Source organism: Sutcliffiella sp. NPDC057660 (assembly GCF_042800035.1).
In the GTDB taxonomy this organism is placed as follows: Bacteria; Bacillota; Bacilli; order Bacillales; family Bacillaceae_I; genus Sutcliffiella_A.
The window spans coordinates 157,518-173,333 of sequence record NZ_JBHVHV010000010.1; the positions used below are offsets into that span (position 1 = coordinate 157,518).

General features: G+C 43.7%; 15 protein-coding genes and 1 riboswitch. Of the genes, 1 reads left to right on the forward strand and 14 read right to left on the reverse strand.

Going from position 1 to position 15,816, the window contains the following annotated elements:
* Nucleotide 1: 1 nt before the first annotated feature.
* The 9 genes from rph to ACFVAD_RS13360 all read right to left on the reverse strand — a co-directional run bounded on the left by rph (nucleotide 2) and on the right by ACFVAD_RS13360 (nucleotide 7,743).
* Nucleotides 2–769, reverse strand: a complete 768-nt coding sequence (rph, locus tag ACFVAD_RS13320; protein WP_386640696.1) for a ribonuclease PH — start codon at nucleotides 767–769, stop codon at nucleotides 2–4.
* A 136-nt stretch (nucleotides 770–905) separates the two neighbouring features.
* Nucleotides 906–1,997 carry a GerMN domain-containing protein gene (locus ACFVAD_RS13325; RefSeq protein WP_386640699.1) on the reverse strand — a complete coding sequence of 364 codons (1,092 nt, stop codon included), beginning with the start codon at nucleotides 1,995–1,997 and terminating at the stop codon, nucleotides 906–908.
* 148 nt (nucleotides 1,998–2,145) lie between these two features.
* On the reverse strand, nucleotides 2,146–2,955 hold the full coding sequence (racE, locus tag ACFVAD_RS13330; RefSeq protein WP_386640702.1) for a glutamate racemase: 810 nt from the start codon (nucleotides 2,953–2,955) through the stop codon (nucleotides 2,146–2,148).
* A gap of 9 nt (nucleotides 2,956–2,964) precedes the next feature.
* A complete protein-coding gene (locus ACFVAD_RS13335) occupies nucleotides 2,965–3,417 on the reverse strand; it encodes a MarR family winged helix-turn-helix transcriptional regulator (RefSeq protein ID WP_386640705.1) in 453 nt (150 codons plus the stop codon).
* 239 nt (nucleotides 3,418–3,656) lie between these two features.
* Nucleotides 3,657–3,881 carry a spore germination transcription factor GerE gene (gene gerE / locus ACFVAD_RS13340; protein ID WP_047972062.1) on the reverse strand — a complete coding sequence of 75 codons (225 nt, stop codon included), beginning with the start codon at nucleotides 3,879–3,881 and terminating at the stop codon, nucleotides 3,657–3,659.
* 137 nt (nucleotides 3,882–4,018) lie between these two features.
* The gene (locus ACFVAD_RS13345; protein WP_386640708.1) at nucleotides 4,019–4,483 is read right to left on the reverse strand and encodes an acyl-CoA thioesterase; all 465 of its coding nucleotides are present in this window, start codon (nucleotides 4,481–4,483) and stop codon (nucleotides 4,019–4,021) included.
* Nucleotides 4,484–4,576: 93 nt separating this feature from the next.
* Nucleotides 4,577–5,344 carry a succinate dehydrogenase iron-sulfur subunit gene (gene sdhB, locus ACFVAD_RS13350; RefSeq protein ID WP_386640711.1) on the reverse strand — a complete coding sequence of 256 codons (768 nt, stop codon included), beginning with the start codon at nucleotides 5,342–5,344 and terminating at the stop codon, nucleotides 4,577–4,579.
* Nucleotides 5,341–7,101 (reverse strand): succinate dehydrogenase flavoprotein subunit, encoded by a 1,761-nt coding sequence (sdhA, locus tag ACFVAD_RS13355; protein WP_386640714.1) that lies wholly within the window; start codon nucleotides 7,099–7,101, stop codon nucleotides 5,341–5,343. The genes sdhB and sdhA overlap by 4 nt, the downstream gene beginning before the upstream one ends.
* Before the next feature lie 33 nt (nucleotides 7,102–7,134).
* Nucleotides 7,135–7,743: a succinate dehydrogenase cytochrome b558 subunit gene (locus ACFVAD_RS13360; RefSeq protein ID WP_386640716.1), complete on the reverse strand. Its 609-nt coding sequence runs from the start codon at nucleotides 7,741–7,743 to the stop codon at nucleotides 7,135–7,137.
* A 355-nt stretch (nucleotides 7,744–8,098) separates the two neighbouring features.
* Between ACFVAD_RS13360 and ACFVAD_RS13365 the strand changes: the two genes are divergently transcribed.
* On the forward strand, nucleotides 8,099–8,539 hold the full coding sequence (locus ACFVAD_RS13365) for a YslB family protein (RefSeq protein WP_386640719.1): 441 nt from the start codon (nucleotides 8,099–8,101) through the stop codon (nucleotides 8,537–8,539).
* A gap of 155 nt (nucleotides 8,540–8,694) precedes the next feature.
* Here ACFVAD_RS13365 and ACFVAD_RS13370 read toward each other — a convergent pair whose 3' ends face one another.
* The 5 genes from ACFVAD_RS13370 to ACFVAD_RS13390 form a co-directional block, all read right to left on the reverse strand.
* Entirely contained in the window at nucleotides 8,695–9,636 is a 942-nt protein-coding gene (locus ACFVAD_RS13370; RefSeq protein ID WP_386640721.1) for a carbohydrate kinase family protein, read from the reverse strand.
* 799 nt (nucleotides 9,637–10,435) lie between these two features.
* The gene (locus tag ACFVAD_RS13375; protein WP_386640724.1) at nucleotides 10,436–11,677 is read right to left on the reverse strand and encodes an aspartate kinase; all 1,242 of its coding nucleotides are present in this window, start codon (nucleotides 11,675–11,677) and stop codon (nucleotides 10,436–10,438) included.
* Between the two features lie 178 nt (nucleotides 11,678–11,855).
* A riboswitch (Lysine riboswitch) is annotated at nucleotides 11,856–12,042 on the reverse strand.
* Nucleotides 12,043–12,112: 70 nt separating this feature from the next.
* Nucleotides 12,113–13,885: an excinuclease ABC subunit UvrC gene (uvrC, locus tag ACFVAD_RS13380; RefSeq protein ID WP_386640727.1), complete on the reverse strand. Its 1,773-nt coding sequence runs from the start codon at nucleotides 13,883–13,885 to the stop codon at nucleotides 12,113–12,115.
* Between the two features lie 370 nt (nucleotides 13,886–14,255).
* Nucleotides 14,256–14,570: a thioredoxin gene (gene trxA, locus ACFVAD_RS13385; RefSeq protein ID WP_204416222.1), complete on the reverse strand. Its 315-nt coding sequence runs from the start codon at nucleotides 14,568–14,570 to the stop codon at nucleotides 14,256–14,258.
* A gap of 232 nt (nucleotides 14,571–14,802) precedes the next feature.
* A complete protein-coding gene (locus tag ACFVAD_RS13390) occupies nucleotides 14,803–15,780 on the reverse strand; it encodes an electron transfer flavoprotein subunit alpha/FixB family protein (RefSeq protein ID WP_386640731.1) in 978 nt (325 codons plus the stop codon).
* Nucleotides 15,781–15,816: the final 36 nt, after the last annotated feature.

Sequence of the window (15,816 nt, forward strand, 5' to 3'; positions counted from 1 at the left end):
CTCATAGTCCTTTCACTTCCTCTTTTGATATTCCAATGTTGTCAGCAATCGTGCCAAGGGCCTGCTTTTGGCATTCTACCAGCTGAAGCATCCCTTCTTCTGCAAGGTCCAATAGCTCATTAAGCTGTTTTCTGGAAAAAGTGGCTTCCTCTCCAGTTCCCTGCAACTCTACAAAATCCAACGATCCTGTCATGACAACATTCATGTCCACTTGTGCTTTTGAATCTTCTATGTAATTCAAATCGAGAATCGGCCCAACTTGCGCATCGATTCCGACCGATGTAGCTGCCAAATAATCAGTGATTGGCAGAGCTTTGATTTTTTTCGCCTCCACAAGTTTTTGGAAGGCGAGAACCATCGCCACGAAGGCACCTGTAATCGATGCGGTTCTTGTACCACCATCGGCTTGGATCACGTCACAATCAATCCAGATTGTCTTTTCTCCGAGTTTCTCCAAGTCCACCACTGACCGCAGCGCCCTTCCTATCAGACGCTGAATCTCCATCGTACGGCCTGATACTTTTCCTTTAGTGGATTCACGCATCGTTCTTTTTTCCGTTGCTCTAGGAAGCATGGAATATTCGGCTGTTATCCACCCTTTTCCCTGTCCTCGCATAAACGGGGGTACTCGATCCTCGACGGTAGCAGTACAGATAACCTTTGTCTCCCCAACTGTGATCAGGACGCTCCCCTCCGGATGGGTTATGTAATGAGGGATGATTTGAATTTTTCTTAATTCATTTTTATCTCTTCCATCTACTCTCGGCATATTCTAAACTCCTTTTCTATAGTAGGCAGCATGATAACTGCCAAACAGTAAGAGTGAATGATCACGAAACAATAGGAAAAAGAGGCAGTTACCCACCTCTTCACATGTCCTCCATTAGTATATCAAATTTTAGAGATTAAAACCTTCCTGTATTCACATTTTCAGGTCTCGCAACAGGCTCTGATACATTTGTTCCGTCTGTAGCCATCAAGTCGCCTTCCCCATTCACTGTAATGGAGATTGTTTCTACTCCGGCTTGCTCGGTTAAAGTCAGGACAAGGGAATCCACTACTGCTCTGGATACTACCTTCTCCTCGAGCCCAAGGATATCTTCATTGAAATCCAGTGTCAGATTGCCATTGGCATATTTCGGTTCAGATAAAAGCTTGATTTCATTGTTCAATTCCTTCGTTAAGCCGGAGTTATAGGAAGGTCCGGAAACTAGTGCATTGACGATTGCAGTATAATCGTTTGATTCCTCCATCGCTAAACGCTTCGTGACAGGAACATAGTACGGATCTCCTTCATTGTTTTCAGCAACAAAATAGAGGGTTACCGCGCGGGTATTCCGGATATCCACCGTTTCAGAAGTATCAAGATTGATACCGTTTGCCCTGCTTACCCCTTTTCCGATTGGTGTCTTGTTTACAGGCATCACTTCCTGGTTATGCCCGTTTACCTGGATCTGGACTTTTTTCACGTTTGGAAATTGTGTTAATGTCCAGGTGATGGATTCAAGGATTTTCATTTCATCATTCTTATCATATTCAATGAACTCATCGGAGAAGTCAGCAACAATGGTGCCATCCTCCTTCAGGTTCACATCCACTTCTGTACCTGCAGGAAGAACCGCACGGAATCCATTAGGCAGCAGTTCCTCAATAGGGCCACCCTTCACCAGATATTCCAGGGCTTGTTTTGCTGTACCTTCCGTCTTTGGCAAATCAAATGTTTGGGCTACAACATAGCCGTTGCTGTCGATTAAGTATAATTCCCTTTTAGTTGTTTCAGTTGAAGCTTCATCCTCACCATCAGTTGCTGTTCCCTCTGTTTCACTACCTTCCGTTTCTTCTGTCACATCCTCGGCATCATCCACGTAACTGACATCCTTTGGAATATCCGCTTCAGGCGTGGCCTGCTCATCCCCTCCGAATAATCCACATCCAGACAATAACACAGAGGATGCAAGAACAGCTGCAGCAGTCATTTTCACTTTTTTATTAGACATAGGTTTCCCTCCTAAGACGGTTTGTACTAACATGTATACGAGCCCTATGTCTAAAATAGACCGGATGAAAAAAGAATTTGTCCAAAAAGAAAAAACTCCTTCCGAAAAGGAAAGAGTTTTTCTATTACTGCCAATGGAGTCCACATTTTTATATCGAAATGGGTTCCAAAACAATCGTCTTCACATTTTTTACCTGCTGTTCAAACAGCTTGGAGGCAATTTTTTCGAAAAGCTCTTGGGAGCCAGTTGTATAGAATACATGCTCCTCTTTGGAGTCAGTCCGGTTCAGTAGTTTCTTGAAGTTCAGGATGGTGCTCACTTCCCTTGCCGTTTCGTCCCCAGAACAGATCAGCTGGACGTCAGGTCCCACCACTTCCTGAATGGTAGGTTGCAACAGCGGATAATGGGTGCAACCGAGGATCAACGTATCCATACCCATCCCCTGGAAAGGAATCAAGGTTTCACGGACTATGCCAAAGGCAGCTTCTCCTTCGAATTCCCCGCTTTCCACCAATGGGACGAAGTTGGGACAGGCAAGGCTGTCAACTGTGACATCGCTATTGATTGATTTCAACGCGTTTTCATAAGCACCACTATTTACGGTCCCTACCGTACCGATTACGCCAACATGATTGTTGGACGTGACTTTCAGTGCAGTTCGGGCACCCGGATCCACGACACCAATGACAGGAATGTCCAACTGCTCCCTGATTTCCTCCAACACAACTGCTGTTGCGGTATTGCAGGCGATCACGAGCATTTTGATATCGTGCAGCAGCAGGAATCTTGTCATTTCCCAGGTGAACCTGCGGACCTCTTCAGCAGGTCTTGGTCCATACGGACAACGGGCCGTGTCACCCAGATAGATAATTCTTTCTTTTGGAAGCTGTCGCATCATTTCTTTTGCAACTGTAAGGCCTCCAACTCCCGAATCAATTACGCCAATTGGTCTTTGCAACTAAATCCCTCATTCTTTCATTTCTAGATGTAATCGTGCTAAACACTTTTCTAACATGAAAATCTCATCTTGTGAATAGTTCTTTAGGATGTTTCGCAAATACTCCTGTCTCTTATGCACTACTTCTTCAATGATCCGTGCGCCCTCTTCCAACAGGTGGATGCGTACCACTCGGCGGTCGTTGGGGTCTTTCACTCGCTGTACGAGTTCATTTTTTTCCATGCGGTCTACCAGGTCTGTTGTCGTGCTGCACGCAAGATACATCTTGGTGGAAAGCTCCCCGATCGTCATATCCCCGCCTTCCATCAACCATTGCAAGGCAACAAATTGTGGTGGTGTAATCGTATAGTTGCTAAGGATTTCGCGACCTTTCTGTTTTACCAGTGTCGCTATGTATCTTAATGATTTTTCAATATCCGCTACCAATTGATCTTCTGATACTAACTCATTTTGCATTGTCATTCCCGACCCTCTTTCTACATATATGTCTTTTTATCTATATTCTGTAAGGACTTGTGAAGTTTAGTAATACGAAATTAAATGTTCTCCTTACCATTCTCTTATGTTTTCCTCTAAAAAGCAAGATGTAACAATCAATAATCATATGAGAACCAATCGAAATACTTGGGTTTTAAATAAATTTTAAATAAAATAACCGACTATCTTCCTTAACAGATTGTTAATAGATAGCCGGCAGATTATTAAAGCTCTAACTCTCCCATGCGAAGAAGCTCGACAACTGCTTGGGACCGCCCCTTGACTCCCAGCTTTTGCATAGCATTTGAAATGTGGTTCCGAACTGTTTTCTCACTGATAAACAACTCACCAGCAATTTCTTTTGTTGTTTTATCTTGAACTAACAGCTCAAATACTTCTCTTTCTCTTTTGGTAAGCAATGGCTTTGGTTGAAACTCTTTCTCCTTCAATAATTGTAACCCTCCTTGCCTTAGCCAGAGCTGAACTAGCGGATGGGTGTATATTTAGTCATGGTATAATATGTTAACAGGCAGGATGGAGTTACATCTAAATACGCAGTTTTTCTTCCGAAAGGGAAAAAAAGGCGTTAATTTTTTATAGAAAGCGGAGAAAGGAATAAACTTCGCTGTTCCTCGCTCCACGCTTCCCCTTTTCCGGTATGCTTATTGAGCTGAACCATCCGACCTCTCCCAACAAAGCATGGGTCCCCATTCTCCCTTTTTCCGAGGTAATGCAAGTCAACCGAGGATGTTCCCAACTCATTCGCTTTCACAAAGATTTCAAGCTTCTCTCCGAAATACACCTGCTTCAGAAAATCACACTGCAGATCTGCCACCACTGGAATGGTGCTGCTCGAGGGCTTTGTCCAATCCTGCATGAATCCCAATGCTTTAAAGAACTCAATTCTTGATTCTTCAAAATAGACAAATGGAACAGTGTTGTTCATATGCCCAAACATATCGGTTTCCGAGAAGCGGACTGTCACCTCATGACTGAATGAGAACTCATTCATCCAACTTTGCATGTCATTGATATAAGCCGTATTTTTCATTTGTGTTAACCTCCAGTTTATTTTCAATATCTTCAGATAAATCATTTATTTGTAAAAAAACGCCCCTTAACAAGAAAGAGGCGTTCGTTTTATTTATGCTTGGTCACTGCCAAAGAAATTACGGAACATCTGGATAGTCGTATCACGGTTAAGAGCCGCAATGGAAGTGGTCAATGGAATGCCTTTAGGGCAAGACTGCACACAGTTCTGTGAGTTACCACAGTTTGCAAGCCCACCGTCACCCATGATTGCTTCCAGGCGTTCTGATTTGTTCATCTCCCCAGTTGGATGCGCATTGAATAGTCGCACCTGGGAAAGAGGAGCAGGACCGATGAAGTCCGATTTGCTGTTTACGTTAGGACATGCTTCAAGACAAACACCACATGTCATGCATTTCGAAAGCTCGTAAGCCCATTGGCGTTTTTTCTCTGGCATACGCGGACCAGGCCCTAGATCGTATGTTCCGTCGATCGGAATCCAAGCTTTTACCTTTTTCAAGGAATCGAACATACGGCTTCTGTCCACCTGCAGGTCACGGACAACCGGGAAAGTGCTCATCGGCTCAAGCACGATCGGCTGCTCCAACTGGTCTACAAGCGCAGTACAGGATTGGCGAGGCTTGCCGTTGATTACCATGGAGCACGCTCCACAGACCTCTTCCAAACAGTTCATATCCCAGTTTACAGGTGTTGTAGCTTTACCGTCTGCATTTACAGGATTACGTCGCACTTCCATCAAGGCGGAAATGACGTTCATGTTAGGACGGTAAGGCAATTCAAATGTTTCATAGAAAGGGGTTCCATCAGGACCATCTTGACGCTTCACTTTAAACGTTACTGTTTTTGTTTGTTCAGCCATCATTCTTTACCCCCTTTTTTCTTGGAATAATCACGCTTACGCGGCGGAATCAAGCTAACATCCACATCTTCATAATGGAATTCAGGTGCGGATTTAGGGCCGGTGAATTTCGCCATCGTTGTTTTTAGGAATTCTTCATCATTACGTTCCGGGAAGTCCGGTTTATAGTGCGCTCCGCGGCTTTCATTACGGTTATAGGCACCGATTGTCACGACACGCGCCAATTGAAGCATGTGGAATAGCTGACGGGTGAACGCCGCTCCCTGGTTGCTCCATTTTGCTGTGTCATGGATATTGATATTGTCATAACGCTCTAATAGTTCCTGGATTTTTGCATCTGTCTGTAAAAGCTTATCGTTGTAACGTACAACTGTTACGTTGTCTGTCATCCACTCGCCAAGCTCTTTGTGAATAACATATGCATTCTCCGTACCGTTCATCGTCATGATGCGGTTCCATTTCTGCTCTTCTTCTTTTACATAGCGATCGAAAAGAGAAGTGGCAAGAGAATCTGTAGATTTTTCAAGTCCGTTCATGTATTCAACCGCTTTTGGACCAGCTACCATACCGCCATAGATGGCTGATAGTAGGGAGTTGGCACCTAGACGGTTCGCACCATGCTGGGAGTAATCACATTCTCCTGCTGCAAATAGACCTGGAATGTTTGTCATTTGGTCATAATCCACCCACAGACCACCCATGGAATAGTGAACAGCCGGGAAAATCTTCATTGGTACTTTACGCGGATCATCACCCATGAACTTTTCATAGATTTCAATGATTCCACCAAGCTTGATATCCAGTTCTTTCGGGTCTTTATGAGAAAGATCCAGGTATACCATGTTTTCGCCGTTTACACCTAGTTTTTGATTTACACACACGTCAAAGATTTCACGAGTTGCAATATCACGAGGAACAAGGTTACCGTAAGCAGGGTATTTTTCCTCAAGGAAGTACCAAGGCTTCCCATCTTTATATGTCCAGACTCGTCCACCTTCTCCACGGGCAGATTCACTCATCAGACGAAGCTTGTCGTCCCCGGGAATAGCTGTAGGATGGATCTGGATGAATTCACCGTTTGCATAGTAGGCACCCTGCTGATACACGATCGATGCAGCAGAACCGGTATTGATGACAGAGTTTGTTGATTTACCGAAAATGATTCCAGGACCGCCTGTTGCCATAATGACAGCGTCAGCAGGGAACGAAACGATTTCCATGCTTGTCAGGTTCTGTGCAACAACACCACGGCATACGCCTTCGTCATCAACTACTGAACCAAGGAACTCCCAACCTTCATATTTCGTAACAAGACCGGACACCTCATGGCGGCGAACCTGCTCATCCAGTGCGTATAATAATTGCTGGCCTGTTGTTGCTCCAGCGAATGCTGTACGGTGATGCTGTGTTCCACCAAAGCGACGGAAGTCCAAAAGTCCTTCAGGTGTACGGTTGAACATAACGCCCATACGGTCCAAAAGGTGGATGATCCCTGGTGCCGCTTCACACATTGCTTTAACTGGAGGTTGATTTGCTAAGAAATCCCCACCATATACTGAATCGTCAAAATGCTCCCAAGGAGAATCCCCTTCTCCTTTTGTGTTTACTGCCCCGTTAATTCCACCCTGGGCACAAACCGAGTGAGAACGTTTAACTGGTACTAATGAAAATAAATCCACTGGTACACCGGCTTCTGCAATCTTAATGGTAGCCATTAAGCCCGCTAATCCACCGCCGACTACGATAATTTTTTTACTCAATGGTAACTCACTCCTTAATAGTTGCGATAGGTCTTATACGAATGCTAATAATGCTCGAACTCCTACGACTGAAAGAGCGACAAAGATACCCATTGTCACGTAGGTAGCAATTTGTTGAGAACGAGGAGTTACAGTAATTCCCCAGCTTACACAGAAAGACCATAGGCCATTTGCGAAGTGGAAAATCGTTGCAATTACACCAACAACGTAAAATCCGAACATAGCAGGACTAGCAAGAATGTTAGCCATCATATCAAAGTTCACTTCCGCTCCTCTTGCGGCTGCAATACGTGTTTCCCATACATGCCATACGATGAAAATCAACGTAACAACACCTGTGAAACGTTGAACCATGAACATCCAGTTGCGTCCATACCCATACTTGCTTACATTGTTCTTTGCTGTAAAAGCAATATATAAGCCGTAAATTGCGTGGAATAGAATTGGCAGGAAAATCACAAAAATTTCTAAAGCATAACGGAACGGCAGGCTCTCCATAAAATGTGCCGCTTTGTTAAATGCATCCGGACTCTTTGTAGCAAAATGGTTAACAACCAAGTGCTGAATTAAGAAAATACCAACCGGAATGACTCCTAGAAGCGAGTGGAGTCTTCGAAGTAAAAATTCACGTTCTGTTGCCATCACTTAACCCCCTTTTTTAAGTAAGAAAATAGATTAGATGTTTACAAGTTCTCTCTTTCACTATCTATTATAGTAAAAAATCACTCGAACTCCCGCATCCCTTTTTTAAACTTTCAATATAATGAAAGCCTTTACAGATATATCGACAAATATGTGACAAGTTTATTTTACTCCCCCATATTGGAAGCGTCAAGAAAACGCGTACAAAAATTGTAATTTTTGAAAAAGTCAAGTGTGGTTTAATATGTCAGAAAAAAAAGATAATATTTTTCTAGTATAAAATACTTCTTCCGCTTCATTTATTTTTAAAAGGGCTTTATTATATAATGAGGGTAATAGAAAGAGGGGAAGTAAATTGACCGAAGCAAACAAGCAGCAAGAACAGCAAGAAGAAATGGACACAACCTTACAAGTCCCTGTTTTTGGGTACGAACTGATACGGGACATGCTCCTTCCAGATCTTTTGGGAAAAGATCACACACAGATTATCTATTGGTCCGGCAAGCAGCTTGCAAGACGATTCACTATTGGCACCCAGGAAGAGATCTCTCAATTTTTCAAAGAAGCGGGATGGGGAGAGCTTGAAATTATCGAACAGAAAAAATATGAAATCAAATACCTCCTAAGTGGCGAAATGGTGAAGCGACGCCTTGAGTTGAATAAGGACGCAATCTTCCAGCTTGAAGCCGGCTTTCTTGCAGAACAGATTCAGCGCCAAAAAGGCAAAACTGCCGAGGCAATCGAAGAGCAGAAAAAACGCCAGGAGATCTACATCACCGTCCAATGGGACAAATAACCTATACTTTCTAGCGCATGCTGAGGCATGCGCTTTTCTTTTTCTGTGTTGTGGGCTCTACCGCTTTAGGTTCGTGCCATTGTTTGGGGAGTTGTTGCGGAACCGTGGCTAGTTCGTGCGGAACTGCGCAGAGTTCGTGCCAAACTGCTTTTCGACTACATACCTGACAAAGAATCGATTTCTTCCAATCGCGGCATCGCTGTCATGGCTCCCTGCTTTGTTGTGGCAATGGCGCCAAGATGGTTGGCAAATCCTACGCAGTCACTAAGCGCTGCAACTGTGGCTGGTATTCCTTTTACATGAACATATCGTAGTATGCCTGCCATGAAAGCATCTCCGGCACCGGTAGTATCGACCGTCTCCACCTTTTCCACAGAAAAATGATGGGTGATTTGATTTTGTACGGCATAAGTTCCTGATTCACCGGCCGTCACAAGGATCAACGGTATATCAAATTGTACAAGGTCGGCTATCCCTTCCTCCATACTCGAAGTTTTAGTCAGGAACAATAGCTCCTCTTCCGTTAGCTTCAGAATATCCACTTCTGGTAAAAAAGAACGAATTGTAAATCTGCATCGTTCATCACTATCCCAGCGTGGCCGTCGGATATTCACATCAAAGGAAAGTAAAGTGCCACTTCCTTTTGCCAGATTCACGGCATGGCGGGTGGTCTCGAGCGCTACTGGATGAAACATGGTACCCGAGCTGATATGAAAGATGGAGGCATGAAGGAATGCTTTGGGATCAATATGGGATTTCTTCACTTGGATGTCCGGTGTTTCATCCACATATTTATGGAAGCTTCGTTCTCCTTCGGGTAAACGATGCACATATACTCCACTCACTCGCTTTTCGGGAATCTTTTGCGCATAATCAAGGCCCACCCCTTCCTTCATTAGCTCCTTGCGGGCGAACATACTTGTTTCATTTTCACCAGTTACCGTGATAAGGTGGATTGGCACATTCAGCCGGCTCAACCCTACCGCAATATTTAATGCGGCTCCGCCAAGGTGTGTAATATATGATTCATTTGTTCTATCCTTTGCTATGTAATCGACAAAAGCATCTCCATAAGTGATAACATGGCTTTTCTTCATGTAGCTGGAACCCCCAAGCATATTATTCAATCTATATTATTATACAAAACTACAAAAAAAAGATCACCCTCCAATAGGGTAAAAGGTTCCGTTTTCAGGTGTATTCTTATTAAATGACACAAAAATTTGCATACGTCTTTTCTTCTTATATTTTTCAACTTTTTTAAGAAATTTCATTAACTTTGACATCATTATTATGAGGGACAATAAGGATGGTACAAGTAAAAGAGTTGACCAAGTCTTCTGTCATTAACCGTACCGTTTTGAGTACGAATTTATTGATCTTTGCAGCTGATTCCCTCATCTAGGATCAAGTCGGTTCGCACTTATCGGTTCAGAGATGCGGTTAAGCGCTAAAGCTGATAAATAGACGGAGAAATTCCGTTTAATTTGTAATTACTATTAAAAAAGGCTGAATTAGACGGAGAAATTCCGCCTATTGACTAGTAAAATTCGAAAATGGGGGATTTTACCGTGCGTAAGCGGAAAAACTCCCCTTATTTTCCCCGAAACAAGCTACATTCTGCATTTAACCGGAAAATCTTCGCTTATTTTTCTTTTGCTGCTTCCTCGATAAGGGACAAGACATTAAATTAAAAAGATTAAGATGACCCGATCATCTGTGAGTGAGGTTTTATTTAAACATTGTTTTGTATTCCTAATAAAGAAACTCGCCAATTACTAAGGCGAGTTTCTTTACAAATATTGATGTCCATATGACTGTCATTTCAGCATATATTTTTATAAAAGCACCTCAAAACAAAATGGATTACTAAAAGGATGCCCACCTCTTTCATTTTCAGTTCATCACACGCTCCACAGATTCTTCCCCAAGCTTGAACGCTACATGCAATGCCTCCACAGCCTTCACCATTACTCCTACATCCACCACAGTGGAGACCTTGATTTCGGATGTACTTACCATTTTGACGTGGATGCCTTCTGTCGCCAGCACCTGGAACATTTCCGCAGCTACACCGGGGTTGGAAATCATCCCGGACCCAACGATGGAAACCTTCGCCAAGTTGCTTTCTTTTTCAATATGGGTAAAGCCCAGATGTTCTTTATATTGCTCAAGTACTTGGATTGTCTCTTCAACATCTTTCGTTTTTACCGAGAAAGAGATATTGGTTGTATCTTTATCCATACTTGTCTGGATGATGATATCGACGTTCAGGCTATGTTTCGCCAAGGTTGTAAAAATAGTGGATAGGGTATGTAGCTCATTCGGCAATCCACATACGGTAATACGGGTAATCTGATCTTCAAACGCAATTCCTCTTACTACTAGACTCTTTTCCATGGAAACTTCCTCCTCAATGATGGTGCCTTCTTCCTCTTCCATACTTGAACGCACAACAAGCTGAACTCCATAATTTTTAGCAAATTCAACCGCTCTTGGGTGCAATACACCTGCTCCTAAATTGGCAAGCTCCAGCATTTCGTCATAGGATACTGCCGCCAATTTTCTTGCTTCTTTCACAAAACGGGGATCGGTCGTAAACACCCCGGTTACATCTGTATAGATATCACATTTCTCTGCTTCAAGAGCAGCAGCCAATGCCACAGCCGTTGTATCGGAACCACCGCGGCCAAGTGTCGTGATTTCATTTGTCTCGGTAATGCCTTGGAAGCCTGCCACAATCACAATTTTCCCGGCAGCCAAGTGACTGTTCAACTGATCTGTTTCAATATGGGTGATTCTGGCATTGCCATGTACAGGCTCCGTACGAATACCGGCCTGCCAGCCAGTCAGGGATACCGCTTCATGGCCTCTGACTTGAAGGGCCATTGCTAAAAGTGAAATGGTGATCTGCTCCCCAGTTGTAAGCAGCATATCCATGTCGCGTTTGCTCGGGTGTGGATTGATTGCATTTGCCAATGTTAAAAGTTGATCCGTCGTTTTCCCCATGGCCGAAACCACCACCACTACCCTGTGTCCTTTTTCCACTTCAGTAATAACTCGTTTTGCAACATGCTGAATCCGCTCAACAGACCCGACAGAAGTTCCTCCAAATTTTTGTACAACAATTGTTGACATACCCACCATTCCCTTTTCTGTTTATTTCATCATAATGTAAAAGATAGAAAGCCCAATGGTGCACCGTTGCGAAGAAATGAGTCTTTAAACCATGACTCTTTCCTGCATGAAGGTATAAAAAAAACAGCAATGAGCTATGTCTCATTGCTGTGATTGGCAAAATATAAAAACCGTTCACGCGTGAGATAGCTCTCCAGGCAGCACAAATACAGCCTGACAGTCCTACATTTCTTAAACGCAGAACCAGTAAAAAAAAGAAAAAGAGACTTTTTTTTACTTCGGCGATCCTCCCCTTTCCGTAATCTTCTCGGAAGCTCTTTCTTCTCCGATTACATACTTTTGAAGTTCGCACCTCTATCATCACTTCATTAATTTGAAGTGGCACATTATGAAATTAATAGTGATTATATCAGACTCCTAGAATAGATACAACACCTATTCCTGTAATTTCTTAAAAATTTCTTCAGCGATGGGGCGTGGGATTTTCGCCTGCTGAATCTCTTCCACAGTTGCTTCCTTCAGTTTTGCAACAGATCCAAACTGCTTGAGCAGCGCTTTTTTCCTTGTCGCACCTACTCCCGGAATATCGTCCAAAACGGAGTGGAAGACATTTTTGCTCCTTAGCTGGCGATGGAATGTAATCGCAAATCGATGAACCTCATCCTGGATTCTCTGGAGCAGGTAGAACTCCTGGCTCGTCCGTTCAAGAGGCACGATCATTGCGTCCTCTCCAGCCAGCAGATTACTCGTTCGATGCCTCTCGTCTTTTGCAAGACCGACAATCGGAATGAAGAGGTTCAACTCATTTTCCAGCACATCCCTTACAGCAGACATATGCCCTTTTGCGCCATCAATGATGATAAGGTCTGGAAGTGGCAATGATTCCTTCAGTACTCTCGTGTACCTTCTTCTTACCACCTCACGCATGGATTCGTAATCATCCGGTCCTTGTACACTTTTCGTCTTATATTTGCGATACTCCCTTTTTTCCGGTTTGCCATCGATGAACACAACCATTGCAGAAACAGGATCTGTCCCTTGGATATTGGAGTTGTCAAATGCTTCAATTCTTATCGGGGTTTCAATTCCAAGAATCTCACCAAGGTTTTCCACCGCTTTGATTGTTCTCTTTTCATCACGTTCTATCAAGGAGAATTTCTCCACCAAGGCTACTGTGGCATTTTTTTCTGCCAAGTCCACCAATTGTTTCTTTTTTCCTCTTTGCGGCTGCATCACATTGGTCTGCAGTAGTGCCTGCGCCATCTCCAAATCGATTGCATTCGGTACCATCACTTCTTTTGGTACAAAGTGATTCTGTTTGGAATAGAATTGTCCGAGGTATGTCAGGAAATCCTCCTCCGGTTCATTATAGATCGGGAAAAGTGATACATCCCGTTCTATCAGCTTGCCTTGTCGGATAAAGAACACCTGCACACACATCCAGCCCTTGTCCACCGCATACCCGAACACATCACGGTCCACAAAGTCGTTCATTTCCATCTTCTGCTTTTCCATCGTGGCTTCGATATTCAGGATCTGGTCGCGAAACTCCTTTGCCCGTTCAAACTCCAGATCCTCTGCGGCCTTCTGCATCTTCACGGTCAATTCTTCCTTGACCTCTTTATATCCTCCGTTAAGGAACCGGACAATTCCATCGACCATCTCTTTATTTGTTTCCTGGGATATATCCTCTACACACGGTGCCAGGCATTGTCCCAAATGATAATAAAGACAGACTCTGTCAGGAAGGGTCATACATTTACGCAGCGGGTAGACGCGGTCAAGCAGCTTCTTGGTTTCATTGGCAGCCTGTACATTCGGATAGGGTCCGAAATATTTGCCCTTATCCTTTGCCACCTTTCTTGTGATGAGAAGACGTGGATGCTTCTCCGCGGTAATTTTTATAAAAGGATAGCGCTTATCATCCTTCAGCATCACATTGTATTTCGGGTTATGCTTTTTGATCAAATTCAGTTCAAGTATCAATGCTTCGATATTTGAAGACGTGACAATATATTCAAAATCCACGATCTCATTTACCAGCCTCAGCGTCTTGCCGTCATGACTGCCTGTAAAATAAGAGCGGACCCGGTTCTTCAGGACCTTTGCCTTTCCAACATAGATGATGGTACCCTGCCTGTCCTTCATGAGGTAGCATCCTGGTTGGTCAGGCAATATCGCAAGCTTTTCTTTTATGTTCTGTTCCATTTACCCTTTCACCCCAACCAATGATTTGTCTCCTTTTATTATACATCTATCTGTTTTTTTGTTCCATTTTGAGTTTGGTGCGATTTCCCCATAGGCTGAATGAATCTTGGATCTGCTAACCTTACAAGGTTCTTGAAACACCGCTTTTGATTTCCGCACTAGGCGCAGCGACCCAAGGGGCGGTGCTGGAGCCTCCTCAGGCTTCGCCTTGCGGGGTCTCCAGCCTACCGCTAACTCCCGCAGGAGTCTTCGCCTATTGCTCCAATCAACAGCTGGATACATAAGATAATTTACAAACTTTTTCATACAAAAAAGCCCGGCACCCTTATTAACAAGGGACACCGGACTTTCAGAACGCTATCAGCTAGGCTTAAGCGTGTTTGTTCAATAGTTCTGCTAAAGCTTCTTTAGGTTGGTAACCAACAGCTTTGTCTACCACTTCACCGTTTTTGATAACAAGTAAAGTCGGGATGCTCATTACGCCGAATTTGCCAGCAGTTTCTTGGTTTTCGTCTACGTCGACTTTTACGATTTTCACTTTGTCGCCCATGTCTTGGTCTAGTTCTTCAAGTACTGGAGCAATCATCTTACAAGGACCACACCAAGGTGCCCAGAAGTCTGCTAATACTAAGCCTTCGCTTGTTTCCTGCGTAAAAGTTTGATCTGTTACATTTTGAATAGCCATTATAATTCCTCCTAAACGTTTATGTCACAATTAACGTATGTTAATTGGTTTCTCTCTGCCAGATGGATTATCTTTCAGAGTTTCAATATAGCTAGAGTATAGCATTTCCGAAAAACGGACGCTAATTATTTGCCTCACTCTAGTTTTAACCTATTTTTCAAAATTAATTTGCGGTTTTCCAATAAAAAACGACCAAGCGAGTGTACCCCACTCGCTTGGTCTGTCCGCTGCCTTAGTTTGTTACTAATAGCTTTTTGAACTCTGCTGTCAATAAAGGTACAACTTCGAACAGGTCTCCAACAATTCCATAATCCGCAATCTTGAAGATATTCGCTTCCGGATCTTTGTTGATTGCTACGATAACCTTGGAGTTGGACATACCTGCCAAATGCTGGATCGCTCCTGAGATACCGCAAGCGATATAAAGGTCAGGAGTGATGACTTTACCTGTCTGCCCTATTTGCAGGGAGTAATCGCAATAGTCCGCATCACATGCTCCACGGGATGCCCCTACTGCTGCTCCAAGCACATCAGCCAGCTCTTTTAGAGGTTCAAACCCTTCTGTACTCTTCACTCCACGGCCACCTGCCACTACTACCTTCGCTTCGGAAAGGTCGACACCGTCCGTTGCTTTGCGAACCACTTCTTTTATGATGGTACGAAGGTCTTTTACATCTACATCCAAAGAAGAAACGTCGCCAGTTCTGGACTCATCCTTTTCTAGCGTTGCGATGTTGTTCGGACGGATCGTTGCAAAGATAAGACCATCCGTAACGATTTTCTTTTCAAACGCTTTACCTGAGTAGATCGGGCGAGTGAACACTAGGTTTCCACCCACTTCTTCTACTTCTGTTGCATCGGAAACAAGTCCTGAATTCAACTTGCTTGCAAGCTTTGGTGAAAGGTCTTTTCCTAATGCAGTGTGGCCGAAAATCAGTCCTTCCGGTTTTTCTGCGTCGATGACAGCCGTTAATGCTTGCGCGTATCCATCAGATGTATACGTTTTCAAATTTGCGTGTTCTACGGTAATGACACGGTCCGCTCCGTATGCAATAAGCTCCTGTGCCAGGGAACCAACACTTTCTCCCACTAATACGGTAACAACTTCTCCACCCTCTGCCACTGTTTTACCTGCAGCAATCGCTTCAAATGAAACAATACGTAATGCCGATTCACGTACCTCTGCTAAAGTTAAAACTTTTCTTGCCATGTTTGTCTCCTCCTGTCCATGTATCGATCTATCTGT

What these genes read in the sequence shown, in the direction of transcription:
- ACFVAD_RS13325 (WP_386640699.1), bottom strand. Translation starts at nt 1,997, where the DNA reads ATGTCTAATAAAAAAGTGAAAATGACTGCTGCAGCTGTTCTTGCATCC.
- ACFVAD_RS13370 (WP_386640721.1), bottom strand. Translation starts at nt 9,636, where the DNA reads ATGAAGAAAAGCCATGTTATCACTTATGGAGATGCTTTTGTCGATTAC.
- sdhB (WP_386640711.1), bottom strand. Translation starts at nt 5,344, where the DNA reads ATGATGGCTGAACAAACAAAAACAGTAACGTTTAAAGTGAAGCGTCAA.
- ACFVAD_RS13335 (WP_386640705.1), bottom strand. Translation starts at nt 3,417, where the DNA reads ATGACAATGCAAAATGAGTTAGTATCAGAAGATCAATTGGTAGCGGAT.
- ACFVAD_RS13375 (WP_386640724.1), bottom strand. Translation starts at nt 11,677, where the DNA reads ATGTCAACAATTGTTGTACAAAAATTTGGAGGAACTTCTGTCGGGTCT.
- ACFVAD_RS13360 (WP_386640716.1), bottom strand. Translation starts at nt 7,743, where the DNA reads ATGGCAACAGAACGTGAATTTTTACTTCGAAGACTCCACTCGCTTCTA.
- ACFVAD_RS13345 (WP_386640708.1), bottom strand. Translation starts at nt 4,483, where the DNA reads ATGAAAAATACGGCTTATATCAATGACATGCAAAGTTGGATGAATGAG.
- ACFVAD_RS13390 (WP_386640731.1), bottom strand. Translation starts at nt 15,780, where the DNA reads ATGGCAAGAAAAGTTTTAACTTTAGCAGAGGTACGTGAATCGGCATTA.
- trxA (WP_204416222.1), bottom strand. Translation starts at nt 14,570, where the DNA reads ATGGCTATTCAAAATGTAACAGATCAAACTTTTACGCAGGAAACAAGC.
- rph (WP_386640696.1), bottom strand. Translation starts at nt 769, where the DNA reads ATGCCGAGAGTAGATGGAAGAGATAAAAATGAATTAAGAAAAATTCAA.
- uvrC (WP_386640727.1), bottom strand. Translation starts at nt 13,885, where the DNA reads ATGGAACAGAACATAAAAGAAAAGCTTGCGATATTGCCTGACCAACCA.